This window comes from uncultured Gardnerella sp. (assembly GCF_947280595.1).
GTDB lineage: Bacteria > Actinomycetota > Actinomycetes > Actinomycetales > Bifidobacteriaceae > Bifidobacterium > Bifidobacterium vaginale_A.
Genome location: NZ_CAMYOS010000001.1, coordinates 184,846 through 204,798, shown reverse-complemented (window position 1 = coordinate 204,798; position 19,953 = coordinate 184,846). Strand labels below are relative to the sequence as shown.

Sequence of the window (19,953 nt, the reverse complement as noted above, 5' to 3'; positions counted from 1 at the left end):
GAATGAAATGTATCAACCAATAAAAACTGTGTTACATAGGTCTTGGATTTCTGTTGTAAGGAAGCCTAGAAGAAGCGCTATGTTAATGTTGATTATTACTTTAGTATTGACTTCTTTAGTTTCTCAAGCAGGTGTGATTGCTGCTATCGAATGCGTTCAAGAAAATATAAATAATAATATTGGATTAGGTTTCAACGTTTATTCTAAAAGTAATTCAGATAGTAATGTAAATAAATCTGAAGTTGCTGATTTAGAAGCGGCTGGCTCTGATTCAAGTAATTCTGCGTCAAGTAATTCTGATTCAAGTAATTCTAGTGAAACTAATAAAGTTAGTAGCTCTGTAAATAATTCTCAATTTGGAATTAGTTTAGAGAAAGCTAAAATGTTTTCATCAATAAAAGGCGTGAAAACAAGCTCTTATGAGTCTGAAACTCTTGCTTATGCTCGTGGAATGCAACTTGTAACGGTTTCTTCTGGGCTTAGATTAGATAATGATAAATTAAAATCATATGAAGGTGTTATTGGAACAACATCTTCTAAGCTAGCATCTGGATTCCAAGAAGGTTTGTATAATCTTGAATCTGGAAAGCATATTGATTCTCAAAGTTCTCATAGTGCGATCGTGCATAAAGCTTTTGCTGATAAGAATAATCTTCGAATAGGTTCTGAAATTACTCTTAATCAAGGTAATCGGAATGTGAAAGTATCGGTAGTTGGCATATTTTCTGGCAAAACGCAAATTAAAGGAATTATGCCATATGATATTTCGGAGAATAAAATTTTTACAGATATTGAAACAGCTTTTACTCTTAGCTCAACTAGATCTATAAATTCTGTTAGATGCGTTATGAGTAGTGATGATTTATTGCATAATGCTCTTATTGAAGCAAGAAAAATATCAAAAGGAAAATTTGATGTTGAAGATAATTCATCTCGTTTTAGTGCTGTATTGCAATCTGTAAAATCAGTTAAATCAATGGTAACTATGATTTTTGTGATTCTCGGATTAGTTGGAATATTGATTTTAATATTGGTGCTTGTTTTCTTTGTGCGCTCTCGCGTTCATGAAATAGGAGTATTTGTAGCTCTTGGCATTCATAAAGTTTCTATAGCTGCTCAAATGATTTTTGAAATTATTATTATTTCTTTAGTTTCAGCATGCTTATCTCTTGTATTTGGTGCGTTTTCTTCACGCTCAATAGGGCATGTGATGCTTTCGAGTATTTCAGATTCTTCTATTTCGTCATTGCATATTCCAATATTGCCGTTTAGTCAAACTGTATTTGCGTTGCTTTTAGGATTCATTATGGCGATCCTTGCGTTGCTGCTTGCGTTGATTCCATTATTTGTTTCTAAGCCTCGCTCTGTTTTAAGTTCTATGAGTTAAAAGTAGGTATATAGACAAAATTTATGAAAATATTTTAATTTAATTTATTTTTGCATAAAAATTTTAATAATGAATTATTGCGATAAAAGGAGTGATTATGAAAAATTTATTAGAGTTGAATAATGTTGAATATTCTTATGGTCCTGCAAATATAGCTGTTCTTCGCGAAGTTAATGCTGTATTTGAATCAAGTAAGATGTATAGCATAACAGGACCATCTGGTTCTGGAAAGTCAACAATATTATCTTTGTTAGCTGGTTTAGATTCTCCTAGTAAAGGTAGTGTTCTTTTCAACGGTGAAGATATTGCAAGTACTGGATATGCTAACCATAGAAGAAAGCATGTTTCTTTAGTTTTTCAAAGTTTTAATCTTATTGATTATTTAACTCCGCTAGAAAATTTAAGACTTGTAGATCCTAAAGCGAAAATCGATGTTTTATATGAGTTAGGTCTGAGTAAACAAGAGTCGACTCGTAATATTACGCAACTTTCAGGTGGTCAACAGCAACGTGTTGCAATTGCTCGTGCGCTTGTTTCTTCTTCTCCAGTTATTTTAGCTGATGAGCCTACAGGAAGCTTAGATCCTGATACGACTTGTGAAGTTATTTCTTTGCTTCGTGATGCTGCTCATAAACGTGGAAAGTGCGTAATTGTTGTTACGCATTCATCTGAAGTTGCATCTGCTGCGGATGTAAAATTAGTTCTTAAAAAGAAGAGGCTTATTTTAAAATGATTTTATAGAGTTTGTTCTTTGATTCTTTAGTCTAATATTTTATAAATATTAGACTAAGCTTCATTAAATTGCATGTTTTGTCTTCAGTTGTGCTAATAATAAACACATCGATCAGAGGTTGCATTCGACAAAAGTATCCAATATGAGCTTGAAAGTTGCGAAGATTATTGGTGAAAGGGGAGAATGCCGAAATTTACGATAATTCTTTCTTATTCGTAAGTTGGGATTTGATTTAATAAGTCAAATACTGTCGCAGTATATTCGGCGTATTGCTGCGGAGAGCTATCGACATGCATGCTGTGCTTGTTTACCTCTGAGAGTTATAAAGGAGGAAACGTGGAACACAGTTCAAACTCGTCACAAATCCATGGAATAAATGATTCTCATATTGTAAGTGGTGAAGTAAAGCGCAGTCTTAAAACTCGCCATATTTCTATGATTGCGCTTGGTGGAAGTATTGGCACAGGCTTGTTTGTTGCTAGCGGTGCTACTATTCATATGTCTGGTCCAGGTGGTGCGTTGTTAGCTTATGGCGCAATTGGCATTATGGTTTATTTTCTTATGACTTCGCTTGGAGAATTAGCTACTTTTATGCCGATTAGTGGATCTTTTGCATCATATTCTGGAAAGTTTATTGATCCAGCTTTAGGTTTTGCTATGGGTTGGAATTATTGGTTTAATTGGGCGATTACTGTTGCTGTAGATGTTAGTACAGCAGCAATAGTGTTAAGATATTGGTTTCATAATGTGCCGTTATGGGTATTTTCGTTAGCAATTTTGTTAATAATATTTTTAATAAATGTTCTTACTGTAAGCTCTTTTGGCGAAACTGAATATTGGCTTTCAATTATTAAAGTCATTGCAGTTATATTCTTTATTATTGTTGGAATGCTAACAATCGTAGGTATTTTTAATAATAAAGCGCCTTTTTTGACTAATTTCACGTATAAGGATGCGCCTTTTGTAGGAGGTGTTCCTGCTGTGTTGAGCGCATTTGCTATAGCTGGATTCTCATTCCAAGGAACTGAGCTTATTGGTATTACAGCTGGTGAATCAGCTACTCCAGAGAAGAGTATTCCAAAAGCTGTTAAACAAGTATTTTGGCGTATATTGCTATTTTATATTCTTGCTATTTTCATTATTGCGTGCATTATTCCTTATACTAGCCCTAGTTTGCTTGGCTCAGACGTAAAAGATATAGCTATGAGCCCGTTTACTACTGTTTTTGAAAGAGCTGGTATGAGTCTTGCTGCAACAGTTATGAATGCTGTTGTTTTAACTTCTGTAATTTCTGCAGCCAATTCTGGAATGTATGCGTCTACTAGAATGTTATATGCGTTATCTAAAGAAGGACATGCTCCTAAGATATTTGGAAAAGTTAATTTACATGGAGTTCCAATTCCAGCTTTGCTTTTAACATTTGCAGTTGCATTGGTTACATTCTTTATGAGTATTTTTGAATCCAATATTTACTTATTCTTAGTAGCAGCAAGTGGATTAACAGGTTTTATTGCTTGGGCTGGTATAGCTGCATCTCATTATAGGTTCCGCAAAGCTTATTTAGCTCAAGGTAATTCATTAGATAGCCTTAAATATAAAGCAAAATGGTATCCGTTTGGTCCGATTATTGCGTTCTTATTATGCGTGCTTGTTATAGTAGGGCAAGATTTAGAATCATTTAGTAAGCTTAATTGGCAAGGAATTGGAATTACTTATATGTCTGTTCCGTTATTCATTGTGTTTTATTTAGCATATAAAATTAAGAATCATACTAAAGTAATTCCTCTTAAAGAAGTAAATCTTAAAAATAAGTGATTTGATTTATATATGTTTGATGCCTTGCGACTTACGTTGCAAGGCATCAAACATATTATCTTTTATTTTTAAGTCAGTAATATTTAGCTTTTATTTAGTTTTACTTTTAGCAGGTGGAACTTTAGGATCTGGTTGTGGAGGATCTACAGGCTTCTTTGGTTTAGCTGGCTCTGGAGTAGGTGCTGGAGGAGCTGGTTGCACTGGAGGAGCAGGCTTAGCTGGATCTTTCGGAGTTTCAGGCTTTTTTGGTTTAGCTGGCTCTGGATCTTTCGTAGTTTCAGGCTTTTTTGGTTTAGCTGGCTCTGGATCTTTCGGAGTTTCAGGCTTTTTTGGTTTAGTTGGATCTTGAGATCCGCCTTTGTTACCTTTATTTTCTTGTTTATGTGTTTGTTTTGTTTTAGATTTTTGTTCTTCTTGTTTTGTTTTGCGCTTATTTGGTTTATTTTTATTGGTTTTTGTTTGCTTATCAGGTTTCTTTGAATCCTGCTTATTGCTCTTGCTGGAATCTTCTTTCTTTTGTTCTTCTTGGCTATTATCTTTATTTTGATCTTGTTTATCGTTCATCTCTTTAACTAAAGACACAGCTAGAGCGCGTATATCTGTTGACTTATTTGAATACCATTGCAATGCTGCTAAAGCTTCAGCGTTGCGAGAGCCTAAATCTTCAATCGAATTCGCATTGCACGCAACTATACTAGGAGATTTTTCTTCAAGCATTTCAGATAGTTTTTTACTATCATCATTATCTTGATGAGATAAGTTTATTAAAAGTTGATTATTTACAAGCTTTTCATAGGATTTACGAGCTTTTGAAACTTGCGCTACTTGTTCTTCACATTGGCGACGTGCTTCTTTTACTCTTGATGATTGTCTTATGTACCAAAATGCACCTAAAGATGAAATCGCAATTGCAAGCACAACTATTCCAACTATAAATTTTATAAGTTGTCTTTTCTTTGCGGATGCTCCAAGTGAAACTTTTGTTGCCATATGTATTCCTCTACTTGTTAATCGTGTTATTCGAACATGTGTAGCAAATAACGCATTAAGAATATTTTACGACATAGTATTTATGTTTGTATATGCTTTATAAATTTTTTCGGATATTAGCTTTTGTTAGGAATCGTATAGAGAGCTTACGAAATATCTTGTTTATCTTTCGATTCTAAGCTTTTCCATACTATTCTTCTCATAGATGCTTTAATCTCAGGATCTTCGTAAATATTACGACTTATTTTAAGTCCCCATTGAACGCATGAATTATCGCAATGATCAGATCCGATAGACACATAACCAATGAATTGTCCTCGTTTTACAGATTCTCCTACATGCATATCTGTTAGCGCAGGTTCAAAAGTTGAAGTAATGTACCCGTGCTTAATGCTTACAACTTTTTTATTTGCTACTTTTCCAGAAAAACTTACAATTCCATCTGCTGGTGCGAAAATCTCAGTTCCTTCTAATGCTTCTAAATCAACTCCTCTGTGTCCAGGCATCCAGGGCTTAACTGGCGAGTAAAAAGGACGCAATACTTCGACTTGTTTAACTGGCCAGTTCATACTTGCTTCACATATGCCGTTTATGAATGGTTTCTTATCGTTTACAAATATTTGCTTGTAATTTGCGTTAGTAATCTTATTGCAAGTATTGTGTGATGTAAAAGTTTCTCTTTTATAATTGTTTGAGTCTAAAATAATCAAGTTGTTCATGTTAAAATAGCAAATTATTAAAGCAATTAGCCAAATCAACAAAATTATTGAAATTGATATTGTGCATATAAACTTATGATTTTTATGATTGAGATGAGATTTTTGCGTATAAGTTTGTAAACGTATTCCCAAAATCTTTTTTAAACAATTTAAATAATTCTCTCTAATGTAACTTTTATTCAACATTGACACCAACCTTTAATATTCAAGTTCATATAAAGCAGATAATAAATAGAAATTTATATGATTATGAATCAAGATTTACAAAAATGGAAACAAATCTAGCTATTGTGGTCAGAGGTTTGTGTATGTTGATGGTTATTTGTGGGTTTTTACAGTTATTGTCAGATGTTGATGAAGTAAGTTGATTGACGGATGTTAGTGAAAGTTGACGAAACGCGACACGCCAAAACTAAGAAAATTTGCATATCAAAAAAATCCGTGTAATATAAATGTCTTGTGCACAGCACACAGCTAAACACAAAGGATATTCCTGCGTAGCTCAGTTGGCAGAGCGTTCGACTGTTAATCGAATGGTCGCTGGTTCAAGCCCAGCCGCAGGAGCCATTAACCACCGTTTACGCGGTGGTTTTTTGTTATATGAATTTTTGCGTCTACACATGCTTATTGCATTACTTCAAAAGTGTAGTGTTATTTCGAGTTATTTCCCAAAAATGTAAGATATTTAAGCTATAAGCCAAGATACTTAGTTTTGTATAGAATGTTAGTGCAATCTACTAAAAGTGAAATGATTCACGATCTAAAGGGAGCGTTATGCAAGAATATTCTCGTCCGCTTAATGAGCACATTGAATATGATGCTAATATATTTTCTATTCTTGAAGATCGTGTTGAACGTCATCCTGATGATCCATTAGTTGAATATATTGATGAGTCAGGTAAATGGCAATCTTTTAGTGCAAAAGAATTTAGAAACAAAGTTGTTTGCGTTGCAAAAGGTTTAATTGCTCGCGGGATTATGCCTGGTGATTCTGTGTCGATTATTGCACATACTTCTTGGCAATGGACTGTTCTAGATTTAGCAATTATGTCTATTGGTGCTTTGACTGTACCAGTTTATGAAACGAATTCACAAGCTCAAATGATGACGATTTTTAACGATTCTAACGTATGTTCAGTATTCGTAGAATCGCCAGAGATGCAAGAAAAAGTTTTGAACATTAAAGATCAAGTCCCAAGTGTAAAAGATGTATACGTTATTTCTCGTGATGCGCTTGATGCTTGCATAGAATATGGTAAAGCTGTTACTGATGCTGAATTTTATGAGCGTGAGAGTGCGATTGTTGGTGATGATTTGGCAACAATCGTATATACTTCAGGCTCTACTGGAGAACCTAAAGGAATAGAGTTATCTCATAGTAATTTTGTTTTTATAGCTAAATCTGGAGTAATTTCTATGCCAGATATTGCTATGAAAAAAGATGCAAGATTGCTACTGTTTTTGCCTTTAGCTCATGTTTTTGCTAGATTCATGCAATTTTTCTGTTTTGCAGGAAATGTGACGCTTGGATTAACAAGTAATTTGAAAACAATTCTTTCTGATTTCAAAACATTTAAACCGACATTCATATTGGGTGTACCTCGTATTTTTGAAAAAATTTATAACGCTGCTTCACAAAAAGCTGGTAGAGGTATAAAAGGATTTATTTTCGCTCGTGCTGCTTCTGTTGCTATTCAATGGTCTAAAGCTCAACAATCTACATCGCTTATTTCTCCGGTATTAGCATTAAGCCATTCTATTTTCAAAAAGCTAGTGTACAAGTCAATTTTGCAAGTTTTTGGAGGATCAGTTGAATACGCTGTTTCTGGTGGAGCTCCACTCGATTTATCAATAGCGCATTTCTTTAATGGTGTAGGTCTTCCTTTGCTAGAAGGATATGGTATGACTGAAACATGCGCTCCTTCTATGGTTAACCCTACAGTTGGGTATCGCATTGGTACTGTTGGCTTGCCTGTTAAAGGCGTAACGGTCGCAATTGACGATGAAGGCGAGTTATGTATTAAAAGCCCTGCTGTTTGCAAAGGGTATCACAATCATCCTGAGATTACTGAAAAGCAGATTGTGAATGGATGGTTGCATACAGGCGATTTTGCTTCTTTGGATAGTGATGGTTTTGTGAGAATCACTGGTCGTAAGAAAGATCTTATTATCACAGCAGGTGGAAAGAATTTATCTCCTGGTCCTTTAGAAGCGTCTATTATGACTTCTCCTGTTATATCTCAATGCGTAGTTATAGGTGATAGAAAGCCTTTTGTTGCAGCTATTATTTCTCTAGATTTAGCAGAAGTAAATTCATGGTTGAAACAAAAAGGTGCTTTGCCTGTTGCATCTCTTGCTGAAGCATCTAGGAATTCTATTGTTCGTTGCGAAGTTGAGAGAGCTGTTTTGAAAGCGAATACTATGGTTTCTCGTGCTGAATCAATTAGGCGCTTTGAAATTGTTGCAGAAGAATTTACTCAAAAGAATGGGCTTATTACTCCAAGTATGAAAGCTAGAAGAAAAGCAGTAGTTGAACACTATAAAGACTTGATTGAGCAAGTGATTTACGCTCCACGCAAGAGCAAGTGATTAGCTAGTAGATTAAGCTTTGCGAGTTCGCTAGTTTGTTGACTTGCGAGTTCGATGGTAGTTAATTACTATTCGATTGTAGTTAATTACTACTTGATTATAGCTAATCGCTGATCGCTTATTGATAATAGTTAATCGATAAGCGCTACTTGGCTCTCACTAATCTTTAAGTAAGTGCTTTTTAATAATCAATGCTTATAATCCAGCATCTGCAAGACTTACGTATCCTGGATCAATAAGTCTTGCTTTTAGATTTGTTGCACTTACAGCAAGAATATTTTCTGTATAAAGTGCTATTTGCTTATTGTTTATTACAATAGTTGACATTCGTTTATTTATTTCTAATTTACCTGTTTGATTTAATTCTTTGCACGCTTTTGCAATATCGAAAGCAGCTTCTTGCTTATGCTCGATAGTTGTAATCCATTGCTTTCCATTTACTATATTTGGTAGAGCATATTTATATGCTCCATAGCCAGTTATTATAGGCCATTTAAATGTTGAATTATCATTTTTATTTGATTCGTCACTGTTATTGTTCTTGCTGTTAGTGTCAGTGTCTAAATCATTTTTATTATTTGAATCATTTTTATTATTTTTGTTACTTTTTATTTGTGGTTGAGGAACAGGTTGTTTATTTAGATTGCGTTTTCCAATAATATTGCCAATAATATTTCCAATAACGTCTTTAATAGTTATTGAAGGGTTAATATCTGCTGCACTTCCTTTATATCCAAAATCAGTTAATGTCTTTTCTGTTTTTGAAGCAGTATTATCGTCTAATGCAATAATTCCATCAATATGGACATATTTGTCTTCTAAAATTCCTTCGTGTTTAACTAATCTTTTCGATAATTCTTTTTTAACAGAGTCTGCGTTATTCGCGTAAAAAGCAACGTTGGACCAATCTTGATCTGTCACTTTTGCGTTAAGCTTTCCGGATGGTGAAACTAATGTGCCTTCTGAAAAATATGGTTGTAATATTCTCCAAATTCCTATAAAAGCATGGTGAGCAAATTCATCTGTATTGTACTCATCGTTTGAGTCTTTGTTGTCTTTAGTGTCTTTTTCATCTTCGCTGCTTTTAGCATTTTCGCTGTTTTCATTTTTTGAAGAGAAATGATTTTGATTGCATGGTAAAAGAACTTCAATAGATTTTGGATTATTGCTTGTTGCTCTATATAAAGCTAATTTTTCAACTAATGCTTTAGCTTGAGCTTCTCCAATTCTTTCAGCTGTAGAAAAATTAACTAATGCATCTGGCTCAAAATTTTTGATCATTCGAGATAAAACTATTACGTGAATACCTGATTTTTGAGCTAATTTCAACGATGTTGATATTCTGTTTTCTGCTTCATAATCTAATTTTTTATCATTTGATTCTTCGTAATTTTCGTTATTCTTAGAGTCTTGAGAGTCTTTTGAATCTTTTGAATCTTTTACATTTTGGGGTTTTTTATTGGATTTCTGTTTTGTTTTTTCTTCAATTTTAGAATTTAAGTATGATTCATCTTCTGGTTGTGTAGCGTAATCTCCGTAGTTGTTATTGCCGTTCTTGTTAGTGAAAGGAGCAACAATAATAGTAGTTTGCGAATCTTTATTATCTTTATTATCTTTATTATCTTTATTTTTATTTTTTATTTTTTTATTATTTGAATTATCTTCAATACTTTTCTCTTTTTTCTTTTCAATTTTATTTACTACATAATCTTGGATTGATTGACTTTGTTCGTGCAAACTTGATGAAGAATGTAATTCAATTTTTGATTCGTTAAAGCCGTGTGATTTTAGTGATTTTACGATTTCTGGAACTAATGAGTCCCAAGTACTTAAAGGAGTATTTCTAGTTAATGAAATACCGTCTGATGGAGTAAAAATAACTACATTTCCGCTTGCTGCCGATGAATTATTTGCTTTTGTATTACTTTGTTGTGTAGATGTATTGCATCCAGTTGTCATAAAAAGCATAACTATAGTTACAAGCATTGCAACTATACGATGTAATGGTTTACGCAAGCGAATCATACTGTAATGCCTTCCATTAGTTTAAAGAATAAAACAAGTATTTTTAACTTATGCTATTTTATACGTATTGCTCGTATGTTTAATTACTTTCGTGGCGTGTCATAAGAATATTTATCGAATTAAGCATTGCGAAGTAAACTCATGCACATATCTCGATATTCTGAAACGTAACCACCTGAAAAGAATACGCAATGGCCAGCAATAGGATACAATTGCCATATTGTAGTTCTCTTTTCAAAGCCAGCTTTAAGAGGATGTACAGATTGATATCCATCTAAGATTTGTTTGAAATAACTAATTCCGAACAGTTGTAACATAGATAAATCTTCTTCTCTATGCCCTCCATGCGCTGCAGGGTCAATAAGAACTGCTTCAACAGAATCTGTGTTTGTATCTTGAGCGTTTAATTTGCTGTTTATATTTAAATCGTCTTCATTACTTTTAGTCCATAGCACGTTTCCACTCCATAAATCTCCGTGAACGCGTGCAGGTTTATCTTCGCTAGATTTACCAAGCAGATCTGGAAGTGCATCTATAACGCGATTAGTGAGATCTAAGTCGTCTTTAGTTAATGCTCCTCTTTCAATTGCAAGCTTTACCATTGGACGCATTCTTCCATCTGCTAAATAATCAATCACGTTATCCCAAGATCCTGTGTCCATTTTTACAGGATCGCAAAGAGGTCCAAAATAGCATGTTCCATCGTAATTAGCTGGAGGTTCTCCAAAAAATTTAGCTCCATAATCGTGCATATGAGCTAAAGAAGCTCCAAATTTGTATGCAGATAAAGCAGTAGGTCTAGATATTTCGATTCGCTCGATGTTTAGGTAGTCTGAACCCCAATCGTATACTTTTGCAACTTTAGGACCTCCATGGCTGTGAGCTTCATTCAGCCACTCTAATCCTTTGCCTTCGCACTCAAAGAATCGCTTCGGTGCGTATGATCTGCTTTTTCTATATACATTGTTGTTCATAGCAACCTTCTAATTTTTAAGTTTTATGTTTTAATACTTATTTCTTAGAATTACATTCTACTTCTAATTGTTTGTAATTCTAATATTTTAATTGTTTATTACTGTTTATTACTGTTTTATGTTTTACGATTTTATGATGTTCTATTACTGTTTGTTTATGATATTTAATTATTGTTTATGATGTTCAATTACTTCTAGTATTTATATTACTTTTATTATTTGTTGATTTTTCTAAATGAAGCTTTAAAGAAGTTGTATCCAAAAAGTATTCCAGCTAAAGATAATGCACTTCCTAATCCAGTGTAAAATATTGCAATAAATTGTTCTGGAGCAATGTTGCTTGCTCTTAAAAGTATTCCTCCAGTCATCATAAAAGCCATAATTGCGAATGATTTTACGTCAAAGAATTTTAGGAAGAATTGTTTTTCTGTATAAGAAGTGATTCTTGCAGTATGTTTTTTTACTAACTTATTAAAAATGAATACGTGAAATATTGCAAAAACTATTAAAGATAAACCATAGTTGATTATAGATAGATACTCTGTGTACGCTAAAAGTCCTATGCGAAGTATATTTAATCCTGCGATTAACCATACAATACAAGCGATCAATAGAAGAGTATTTTTTTGTACTTTCATAAATAAATTCCTCGTGTTTTATTTGTATAAATAATATTTAGTAATATTATCAGTGTTTATTTAATAATTTTAGCAATTCTTTGTTGTATAAAGATAATCAAAGCAAATTTCATTATAATAACAATAAAATTTTTGTTCTATTATACTTTTTATTTATTAAACTTGTAAAAAGTGTTGCAAAATGACGATATGACTCGCTATAGTCCTTATTTATGAACGACAACAATAATAGCCATGAAACATCTGAAAATAATACTTCTTTAGAGCCAGCATTTCGATATAATGCTCAGTTAGCTCAAGATATTGAGAAGCGTTGGCAGAAAATATGGGATGAAAAAGGCACATTTTGGGCTGCAAACGTTAAAGGCGATTTGAAAGATGGAGATGGCAATAATGCTAATGGTCGTCCAGCTTTCTTCGCTATGGATATGTTCCCATATCCATCTGGCAAAGGTCTGCATGTTGGTCATCCATTAGGTTATTTGGCAACTGATGTAGTTAGTCGTTATCACAGAATGAAGGGTGAAAACGTATTACATGCTATGGGCTATGACGCATTTGGCTTGCCTGCTGAGCAGTATGCAGTTCAAACAGGTCAGCATCCTCGTATTACTACTGAAGCGAATATTGCTAATATGCGTCGTCAATTGCATCGCATGGGATTGAGTTTTGATAATCGTAGATCTTTTGCAACAATTGATGAAAATTACGTTCGATGGACTCAATGGATTTTCTCTAAACTTTATGATGCTTGGTATGATCCTGATTTTGTGCGCTCTGATGGTGGTAAGGGTTCTGCGCGTCCTATTAAAGAACTTATTGGTGAGTTTAAAGAAGGTAGTCGTGAAATTCCTGGTTTTGAAGGAAAAAATTGGGAAGATTTAAGTAAGTTAGATAAGTTTGATGTACTTAATAATTTTAGGATTGCTTATATTTCTAAATCTCCTGTTAATTGGTGTCCGGGATTAGGAACTGTTCTTGCGAATGAGGAAGTTACTGCTGAAGGCAAGTCTGAGCGTGGTAATTTCCCAGTATTTCAGCGTAATCTTCGTCAGTGGTCAATGCGCATTACTGCTTATGGTCATCGTCTAGTTGAAGATCTTTCTACAATTGATTGGCCAGAAAAAGTAAAGCTTATGCAACGAAATTGGATTGGTGAATCTCATGGTGCATCTGTTCATTTTGATGTTGAATGCGCTGATAGTAAAACTCGTGATTTAGAAGTTTATACTACTCGTCCAGATACGATTTTTGGTACTACTTTTGCAGTTGTTTCAGTTGATCATCCTTTGCTTGAAAACGTTCCTGAAAGTTGGAATGATGATGTTCCTGAAAGTTGGAAGGGTGGTTATACAAATCTTAAAGAAGGTTTAGCTGAGTATCAAGCTCAAAGTAGAGCAAAAACAGCAAAGGATCGTACTGAGGATGCTGGTGTTAAAACTGGTTTGTTCACTGGTCTTTATGCTATCAATCCTGTAACTGGTGCTAAGCTGCCAATTTTCGTTGCAGATTATGTGCTTATGGATTACGGTACTGGTGCAATCATGGCTGTTCCTGGAGGCGATCAGCGCGATTATGATTTCGCTAAAGCTTTCGGATTGCCTGTAATTTACACTGTTAAGCCTCTCGATGATTGCGATGAAAAACTTTCAGATTATGAAGGTAAAGCTCCTTTTGTTTCTCATGATGGTATTGTTATAAATTCTGAAGTAGAGCACACGTATAAACTCCAAGATGCATTGTCTATTAACGGATTACGTGTTGATGATGCAATAGAAAAAGTAAATGCTTGGCTTGAATCTGCTGGTGTTGGTAAAGGCAGAGTTTCTTATCGTCTTCGTGATTGGCTATTTTCTCGTCAACGTTATTGGGGTGAGCCATTCCCAATTGTTTATGATGAAGATGGTGTTGCGTATTTGCTTCCAGATTCTCAATTGCCTATTTCTCTTCCAGATGTTCCTGATTATCAGCCTAAAACGTATGCTCCAGATGATGCAAATTCTGAGCCTGAAGCTCCTTTAAGTCGTAATGATGATTGGGTGAAAGTGCAGCTGGATCTTGGTGATGGAGTAAAAACTTATTATCGAGATACAAATACTATGCCAAACTGGGCTGGATCTTGCTGGTATTACATGCGTTACCTTAATCCTAATGATTCTGAACATATGGTTGATTCAGAAGAATATAAGTATTGGATGGGTGTAAAATCTGAGCAAAATTCTAAAGCTGGCGGCGTTGATTTATATATTGGTGGTGTAGAACATGCTGTTTTGCACTTACTTTATGCTAGATTCTGGCATAAAGCTTTATATGATTTAGGATATGTTGGAACTCCTGAGCCTTTCCACCGTTTGTTTAATCAAGGTATGATTCAAGCTTATGCTTACACAGATGATCGCGGTCAATATGTTCCTGCAGCTGAAGTTGAAGAAGGTGCTCCAGATTCTAATGGTGAGCCAACTTTTACTTGGCATGGTGAGCATGTTAATCGCGAATTTGGAAAGATGGGCAAGAGCTTAAAGAATATTATTACTCCAGACGACATGTATGAGAATTATGGTGCAGATACATTCCGTTTGTATGAGATGAGCATGGGTCCTCTTGCGGAATCTAGGCCGTGGAATACTAGTAATGTTGTTGGTTCAATGAGATTCTTACAGCGTTTATGGAGGAATGTTGTAAATGAAGAAACAGGCGAGTGCGTAGTAACTGACGGCAAGCTTGACAATAAAACTCTAAAAATTCTTAATAACACTATTGCTGATGTGACAGTTGAAATGGAAGCAATGCGTCCTAATACTGCTATTGCTAAGCTTATTGTTCTTAATAATCATATAACTTCTTTGCAGCATGTTCCTCGTGAAGCTGTAGAACCACTTATTTTGATGCTTTCTCCTATAGCTCCACATATTTGTGAAGAAATGTGGAATAAGCTTGGGCATACAACGTCTATTTCTCATGCGAATTGGCCGGAAACTGATTCTAGATATGTTGGAGTTGATACTGTTGTTGCAGTTGTTCAAGTAAAAGGTAAAGTTCGAGCCAAACTTGAAGTTAATCCAAATATTGATGCTTCTGAGCTTGAAAAACTTGCTTTACAAGCTGTTGCTGATCGTTTAGGCACAAAAGCTCCTAAAAAAGTTATTGTGAAAGCTCCTAAAATTGTGTCTATAGTTCCTGACGAAAACTAGTAGTAATTTATACGATTATCTTGCGCTTATCTATATCATGTAGAGATACACGATGTAGATAAGCGTAAGTTTTAATGCAAAATTAAAGATTTTTTTAAAGCTTATGCTTTTAATCTAGCGTTAAGTATTTATATGTTGTGCTTAATTATCTTTTAAGTTAGTGTTAAGTATTTTTGTTTATCGGAATTAACTATTTTCTATTTTGTTTTAAATAGTAGTTTTATGAACTTCTGACCACATAGAGTGATTTTTCTTTAAATATTCTCATTTCTTTCATATATTCGAATATAAATACTTTTATTACTTTTAAGTTTACGAAGAAAGTAAAAGTTTGGTTTTGGGGGATTAGTTATAAGAAGTATTGCTAAAGGTTGGGAGTTTATATGCAAAAGAACAAAGCTCGATCTCTAAATGATTTAATGAATTCAGATTCATATTTAGAGAGAACGAAAAGTGATTCTTTTAATAAAGAGTGCATAGTGAGAGAAAATAATAATGCCAATAAGTCTGGCGTTAGAGTTCATTTTAAGCCTATTCATGCGCTTTCGCTATTGCTTATTTTAGTTATAGCTTTGTGTGCTAGTCTTACTTTACTTATTACGCAATCTATCAATTATTCCCGTGCTGAAAATTATAGGATTAGTTCATTGAAAAAATATTCTCAAAAAGGAGCTAATTTAGACGAAAATAACTCTATTAACGCTGAATATTGCGAAAATCACAATGACGAAAGTAAGTGTAAAAAAATAGTAAAGAAAATAAGTAAAGTTAAAGCGAATAAAACTAAAGAGAGTGAGCATAAGACGAATAATAATGCTTTAGCTGAACCTGTCAATGATAATGACAACGGTGATTTAGATAAAAATAATTCAAGCGCGAAGAATAAGAATAATAATGCAAATAAATCTTGTATAAATATAAATACTGCTGGAATTGATCAATTGCAAACATTAAATGGTGTTGGTCCTAAAATGGCTGAGCGTATTTTGGATCAAAGACGTCGTATTGGTAGTTTTAAGAAAGTTTCTGATTTGATGAAGGTTAAAGGCATAGGGCAAAAAACATTAGAAAAATTTAAAGGAAAAGTATGTGCTAAATAACGAGTATTTTAGGGGGATTATTGTGAAGAAAGATAGGTTGGGAATTTTAAAAAGAGAAAACGGCAATAAAGATTGGCGCATGCTACCTATAGCGATAGGTGTATGGAGCGGATGTTTTTTAGGAAAATGGTTTAGTGATTTTATTTGTTGTTCGTCAAAAATATCATCTAAAGAAAATTTTCACAAGGATTCAATTCAATCTATAAATTCTACTGTAATTACATGTGTGTTTGCGTTTTTCGTGCTTTGTATATGCGTTATTTTATACGTATTAGTTTTGAAAAGGAATGCTAAAACGCGTTGCGATAAAAGAAAATATTCTTTTAACCGTACTTGTGTTATTTATTTTAGATTATTTTGGTTGCGTAATTGCATTCTTGTATTCTTAATAATTTTTGCGATTATGTTGGCTTTTATTATGAGTTTTATATCTTCTAGTAAAGAGTATTCAGATATATTAACGCAAATTGCTCGTAATAATAAAGTATCAAAATCATTTAGTGCAAATGCTAATCATAGAAGTTCTCGTCATATAAAAGGTGATTTTAAAAATAGTAATCGTAGTAGTAATAATAATAGTAAAAGCAATAGCAATAGCATGAAAAGTAGTAGCAAAAATCGTTATGAAAATGATATTAAAAATTCTTATAAAAATTCTATAGAATCTGAAAATACGCATTTTCTTGCAGATTTAACTGTTGACACTCCGCTTAGAGTGTCTAACTCGTTTAATGGAGATTGTTCTGCAAATGTTTCTGTATCTTCTTTACGTTTTAAAACTAGTGATTTGAAAAGTGTAGTTTACAAATCTAGTTCAAGTGCAAAATTATATGCGTATAAGCCTATTTGTGCTTTTGTTGTATATGGTTCTTCTTTTAGAAGCGATGTGACGATTAGTATTTCAAAATTTAATTCACAGATTATAGAGATTACGATTCCAAAAACTGCTAGTAGTGTAACTTTATTAAAAAATCCCAGTGTGTATCATTCGATGTTAAATTCTTTATGGAAGTCTTTTTATAAAGTTACTGAAAATTTAGATGATCAAGGTCGAATACTTGTTCCAGGTCTTACTGTTGGATTGTTAGGACAAGAATATTTTCCATCAGATTCTTCTAATAGTGAATATGAAAATACTATTGATTCTACATATGCTGATTGTGTTAAAGAAAATTTCAAGCATGCAGGAATAATGCATCTTATGGCTGTTTCTGGAGGTCATTTTTTGCTACTTTCAGCATTTATTCGCCGTCTTTGCTCATATTTTCTTATTCCTAAGCGTTTTACTGCTTTTCTAGAAGTATTGTCTTGTGTTTTTCTAGCTTCAATAGTTTATCCATCCGCTAGTGTTTTTCGCGCTCTTAGTATGTGTTTAATTTCATCTATTGCATTTGCAATTGGTAGACCTTATCAATCTATTAGTGCGTTAAGTTGGACAGTTTGTTTAACTCTGCTAGTAAAACCTTGCTTCGCATGGGATTATGCATTTTCTCTTTCATGTGCTGCAACTATTGGGATTATTATTATGGGTGTTCCTTTCCAAAAATATTTAAGTATGTTATTGCCTAAATGGTTAGCATCTGCATTAAGTATTACAGTTTGCGCGTGGTTTTTTACTATGCCTATACAAATATTGATGCAGCCGGAAATATCATTTATGTCTACGTTTGCAAATCTGATGGTTTCTCCGTTTGTTGATTGGGCTACTATATGTGGGCTTATTTCTTTAACTTTTTCAATATTTAATAATTCTGTTGGTTTATTATTTGCTAGAGCTTCCTCTATTGGCACGGGAATTATGGAGCGTTGCGCTTATTTGTGTAACGAATATGCTTTAGGTGTTTTTCCTTGGATGAAAGGTGCTTTAGGTGCATGGCTTATTTTAGGAGTGGAATTAGTTTTATTTGTTTCACTTATTATTATTTCTAAATTAGTTCGCAAATTGAATATTGTTAGTCAATCATATATAGCACTACAATTAACGAATAGTAAAGCGAAGCGAATTGTGGATGATTCATTGAAATTATTTACGTCATAGTAACATAGTTTTCGCGAGTATTTGCTTATAGTTTTAAACGTTTGCTTATAGTTTTAAGCGTTTACTTGTGGTTTTAAGTATCGTCAGATTCGTGTAATTTGCAATACTTATACTTGTCTTATTCAATAAGATGTAGGGGGATTTATGTCGAGTAATCGCATGATTTCTCCATTGACGTTAGTTGTTGGTGGAGATGCGTATCTTAACGAGTTAAATGCAAAAGACGTGCGTGATAATATTCTCCTTAAATATTCAAATGTAGAAGTATTGAATTTAGATGCGGCTTGCCTGAGTTCCGCCGCTTTTAATGAATCAATAGGCCCTTGCCTTTTAAGCGATGGAACTATAGTTGTTATAAATAATTTACAGCAAGCAGAAGAATCGCTTGTTGATGCAATTGAATCATTTGTTAAGACTTATATGAGCCAAGAATCTAGTGATACAAGTAACTCTTTTTATCAAAATAATCGCTGGGTTATTGCACGTCACGAAGGTGGATTAAAAGGTAAATCTATTATTACAAGATTATCTCGTGATGGTGCTCGAGTGCTTAACGTTCCAGATTTAAAGAAGCCTGATGCTCAATTAAATTTTGTTATGAATATCTTTGAAAGATCTTCTAGGCGCATTGCTCCTGATGCTGCTCAAAGATTAGTTTCAGTATTAGGTGGCAAAACAGAAGAATTAGCATCGCTATGTTCACAACTATGTTATGACTTCGATGATAATCCTATTGATTTGAAAATTGTTGATCAATATTTGATTTCAAATACGCAAGTAACAGGATTTTTTGTAGCTGATAAAGCTGTTTCATCTAACGCAAGTGAAGCAATATTGGCTGTGCGTACTGCTATAAGCCAAGGTGTTGATCCTATTGCTATTATTGGTGCTCTAGGCGCAAAAATGAGAATAATTGCAAAAGCAATCGCAATAAAAAATGGTGAGATTTCTCAATCTGCTGCAAAAGTTAATCCTTGGGCATTGAATATTGCTATGAAACAATTAGCTGGGTGGTATAGTGATGGAGTTTGCCAGTGTATTAAGTGCTTAGCTTGGGCAGATGAGCAATGTAAAGGCGGTTCAAATGATCCAAATTATGCTTTAGAAAAGTGTATTATGCTTATTGCATCACGCGGTAAAGGGAAGAATAATTACGATGTCAGCTAATGAAGAAAAAAGTATAACTCTATGTGTTCCTACAGATTCGCATATGCGTGCCTTAGGTGAATCTATTGCTCATATTATGCGAGAAGGAGATGTTGTATTACTTTCAGGTCCTTTAGGAGCTGGTAAAACAACTTTTGCTCAAGGTTTGGGTGTTGGGCTTAAAATGAACGGTCCTATTGTTTCTCCAACATTTACTATCGCTAGGCAATTGCATGGAACTTTTGCAAATGGAAAACCTGCAACACTTGTTCATGTTGATGCTTATAGATTAGGCGGACAGGATTTTGCTCCAGGTCAAGATAGTGTGTCTAGATTGTTAGATGAACTTGAATCTTTAGGTTTAGATGAAGCTTTAGAAGATCCAGGAGAGGGAACTGTAGTTCTTATGGAATGGGGGGAGCAGATGGCTGGAGTGCTGTCTGATACTCGTTTAGAAATACATATTGATAGACCTTTGCAATCTGATTGTGCAGAAAAATTAACAAGTGATGGTAATCGTGTAGTTACTTTAATACCTTATGGAGGAGATTGGTCTAAGAGAATATCTTTATTTTCAAATAAATAAGCTAGTTAATAATAGCAAATAG

General features: G+C 33.8%; 14 protein-coding genes, 1 tRNA gene and 1 riboswitch. Of the genes, 10 read left to right on the top strand and 5 right to left on the bottom strand.

Translation table 11 applies throughout. The annotated features are described in order from the left end of the window. Positions 1-7: 7 nt before the first annotated feature. The 3 genes from Q0X59_RS00845 (at position 8) to Q0X59_RS00835 (ending at position 3,935) form a co-directional block, all read left to right on the top strand. Entirely contained in the window at positions 8-1,387 is a 1,380-nt protein-coding gene (locus tag Q0X59_RS00845; RefSeq protein WP_103042989.1) for an ABC transporter permease, read from the top strand. Positions 1,388-1,484: 97 nt separating this feature from the next. Then, positions 1,485-2,120: an ABC transporter ATP-binding protein gene (locus tag Q0X59_RS00840; protein WP_075523224.1), complete on the top strand. Its 636-nt coding sequence runs from the start codon at positions 1,485-1,487 to the stop codon at positions 2,118-2,120. 103 nt (positions 2,121-2,223) lie between these two features. After that, positions 2,224-2,413: riboswitch (Lysine riboswitch) on the top strand. 70 nt (positions 2,414-2,483) lie between these two features. Further along, positions 2,484-3,935, top strand: a complete 1,452-nt coding sequence (locus Q0X59_RS00835) for an amino acid permease (protein ID WP_297642511.1) — start codon at positions 2,484-2,486, stop codon at positions 3,933-3,935. Positions 3,936-4,025: 90 nt separating this feature from the next. On the opposite strand, the gene Q0X59_RS00830 is transcribed toward Q0X59_RS00835, so the two are convergent. After that, the gene (locus Q0X59_RS00830) at positions 4,026-4,925 is read right to left on the bottom strand and encodes an ATPase (RefSeq protein ID WP_297642484.1); all 900 of its coding nucleotides are present in this window, start codon (positions 4,923-4,925) and stop codon (positions 4,026-4,028) included. A 146-nt stretch (positions 4,926-5,071) separates the two neighbouring features. Then, positions 5,072-5,644, bottom strand: coding sequence for a M23 family metallopeptidase (locus tag Q0X59_RS00825; protein ID WP_297642482.1), 573 nt, complete (start codon positions 5,642-5,644; stop codon positions 5,072-5,074). Positions 5,645-6,135: 491 nt separating this feature from the next. Between Q0X59_RS00825 and Q0X59_RS00820 the strand changes: the two genes are divergently transcribed. Both Q0X59_RS00820 and Q0X59_RS00815 read left to right on the top strand, forming a co-directional pair. Next, positions 6,136-6,211: transfer RNA gene (locus tag Q0X59_RS00820), tRNA-Asn, on the top strand. Between the two features lie 207 nt (positions 6,212-6,418). After that, positions 6,419-8,233 (top strand): AMP-dependent synthetase/ligase, encoded by a 1,815-nt coding sequence (locus Q0X59_RS00815; RefSeq protein ID WP_297642481.1) that lies wholly within the window; start codon positions 6,419-6,421, stop codon positions 8,231-8,233. 195 nt (positions 8,234-8,428) lie between these two features. Here Q0X59_RS00815 and Q0X59_RS00810 read toward each other — a convergent pair whose 3' ends face one another. The 3 genes from Q0X59_RS00810 to Q0X59_RS00800 all read right to left on the bottom strand — a co-directional run bounded on the left by Q0X59_RS00810 (position 8,429) and on the right by Q0X59_RS00800 (position 11,870). Beyond that, positions 8,429-10,258, bottom strand: a complete 1,830-nt coding sequence (locus Q0X59_RS00810) for a hypothetical protein (protein ID WP_297642479.1) — start codon at positions 10,256-10,258, stop codon at positions 8,429-8,431. A gap of 119 nt (positions 10,259-10,377) precedes the next feature. Then, complete coding sequence (locus tag Q0X59_RS00805; RefSeq protein ID WP_297642477.1) at positions 10,378-11,232, bottom strand: fructosamine kinase family protein; 855 nt, start codon at positions 11,230-11,232, stop codon at positions 10,378-10,380. Positions 11,233-11,447: 215 nt separating this feature from the next. Then, on the bottom strand, positions 11,448-11,870 hold the full coding sequence (locus tag Q0X59_RS00800; RefSeq protein ID WP_297642475.1) for a hypothetical protein: 423 nt from the start codon (positions 11,868-11,870) through the stop codon (positions 11,448-11,450). 212 nt (positions 11,871-12,082) lie between these two features. Here Q0X59_RS00800 and leuS point away from each other — a divergent pair, with 212 nt between their 5' ends. From leuS to tsaE, 5 genes are all read left to right on the top strand, one after another. Further along, on the top strand, positions 12,083-15,061 hold the full coding sequence (leuS, locus tag Q0X59_RS00795; RefSeq protein WP_297642473.1) for a leucine--tRNA ligase: 2,979 nt from the start codon (positions 12,083-12,085) through the stop codon (positions 15,059-15,061). A 383-nt stretch (positions 15,062-15,444) separates the two neighbouring features. Continuing rightward, a complete protein-coding gene (locus Q0X59_RS00790; protein ID WP_297642471.1) occupies positions 15,445-16,161 on the top strand; it encodes a helix-hairpin-helix domain-containing protein in 717 nt (238 codons plus the stop codon). Between the two features lie 418 nt (positions 16,162-16,579). Then, positions 16,580-18,199 carry a ComEC/Rec2 family competence protein gene (locus Q0X59_RS00785; RefSeq protein WP_297642469.1) on the top strand — a complete coding sequence of 540 codons (1,620 nt, stop codon included), beginning with the start codon at positions 16,580-16,582 and terminating at the stop codon, positions 18,197-18,199. A gap of 144 nt (positions 18,200-18,343) precedes the next feature. Beyond that, the gene (gene holA, locus Q0X59_RS00780) at positions 18,344-19,366 is read left to right on the top strand and encodes a DNA polymerase III subunit delta (RefSeq protein WP_075523215.1); all 1,023 of its coding nucleotides are present in this window, start codon (positions 18,344-18,346) and stop codon (positions 19,364-19,366) included. Beyond that, positions 19,356-19,931, top strand: coding sequence for a tRNA (adenosine(37)-N6)-threonylcarbamoyltransferase complex ATPase subunit type 1 TsaE (gene tsaE / locus Q0X59_RS00775; RefSeq protein ID WP_297642467.1), 576 nt, complete (start codon positions 19,356-19,358; stop codon positions 19,929-19,931). Before holA ends, tsaE begins: the two co-directional genes overlap by 11 nt. Positions 19,932-19,953 lie beyond the last annotated feature (22 nt).

Coding starts and splice junctions, on each gene's coding strand:
- holA (WP_075523215.1), top strand. CDS start 18,344: ATGTCGAGTAATCGCATGATTTCTCCATTGACGTTAGTTGTTGGTGGA.
- Q0X59_RS00830 (WP_297642484.1), bottom strand. CDS start 4,925: ATGGCAACAAAAGTTTCACTTGGAGCATCCGCAAAGAAAAGACAACTT.
- Q0X59_RS00840 (WP_075523224.1), top strand. CDS start 1,485: ATGAAAAATTTATTAGAGTTGAATAATGTTGAATATTCTTATGGTCCT.
- tsaE (WP_297642467.1), top strand. CDS start 19,356: ATGTCAGCTAATGAAGAAAAAAGTATAACTCTATGTGTTCCTACAGAT.
- Q0X59_RS00845 (WP_103042989.1), top strand. CDS start 8: ATGTATCAACCAATAAAAACTGTGTTACATAGGTCTTGGATTTCTGTT.
- Q0X59_RS00815 (WP_297642481.1), top strand. CDS start 6,419: ATGCAAGAATATTCTCGTCCGCTTAATGAGCACATTGAATATGATGCT.
- Q0X59_RS00800 (WP_297642475.1), bottom strand. CDS start 11,870: ATGAAAGTACAAAAAAATACTCTTCTATTGATCGCTTGTATTGTATGG.
- Q0X59_RS00805 (WP_297642477.1), bottom strand. CDS start 11,232: ATGAACAACAATGTATATAGAAAAAGCAGATCATACGCACCGAAGCGA.
- Q0X59_RS00825 (WP_297642482.1), bottom strand. CDS start 5,644: ATGAACAACTTGATTATTTTAGACTCAAACAATTATAAAAGAGAAACT.
- Q0X59_RS00785 (WP_297642469.1), top strand. CDS start 16,580: ATGAGTTTTATATCTTCTAGTAAAGAGTATTCAGATATATTAACGCAA.
- leuS (WP_297642473.1), top strand. CDS start 12,083: ATGAACGACAACAATAATAGCCATGAAACATCTGAAAATAATACTTCT.
- Q0X59_RS00790 (WP_297642471.1), top strand. CDS start 15,445: ATGCAAAAGAACAAAGCTCGATCTCTAAATGATTTAATGAATTCAGAT.
- Q0X59_RS00810 (WP_297642479.1), bottom strand. CDS start 10,258: ATGATTCGCTTGCGTAAACCATTACATCGTATAGTTGCAATGCTTGTA.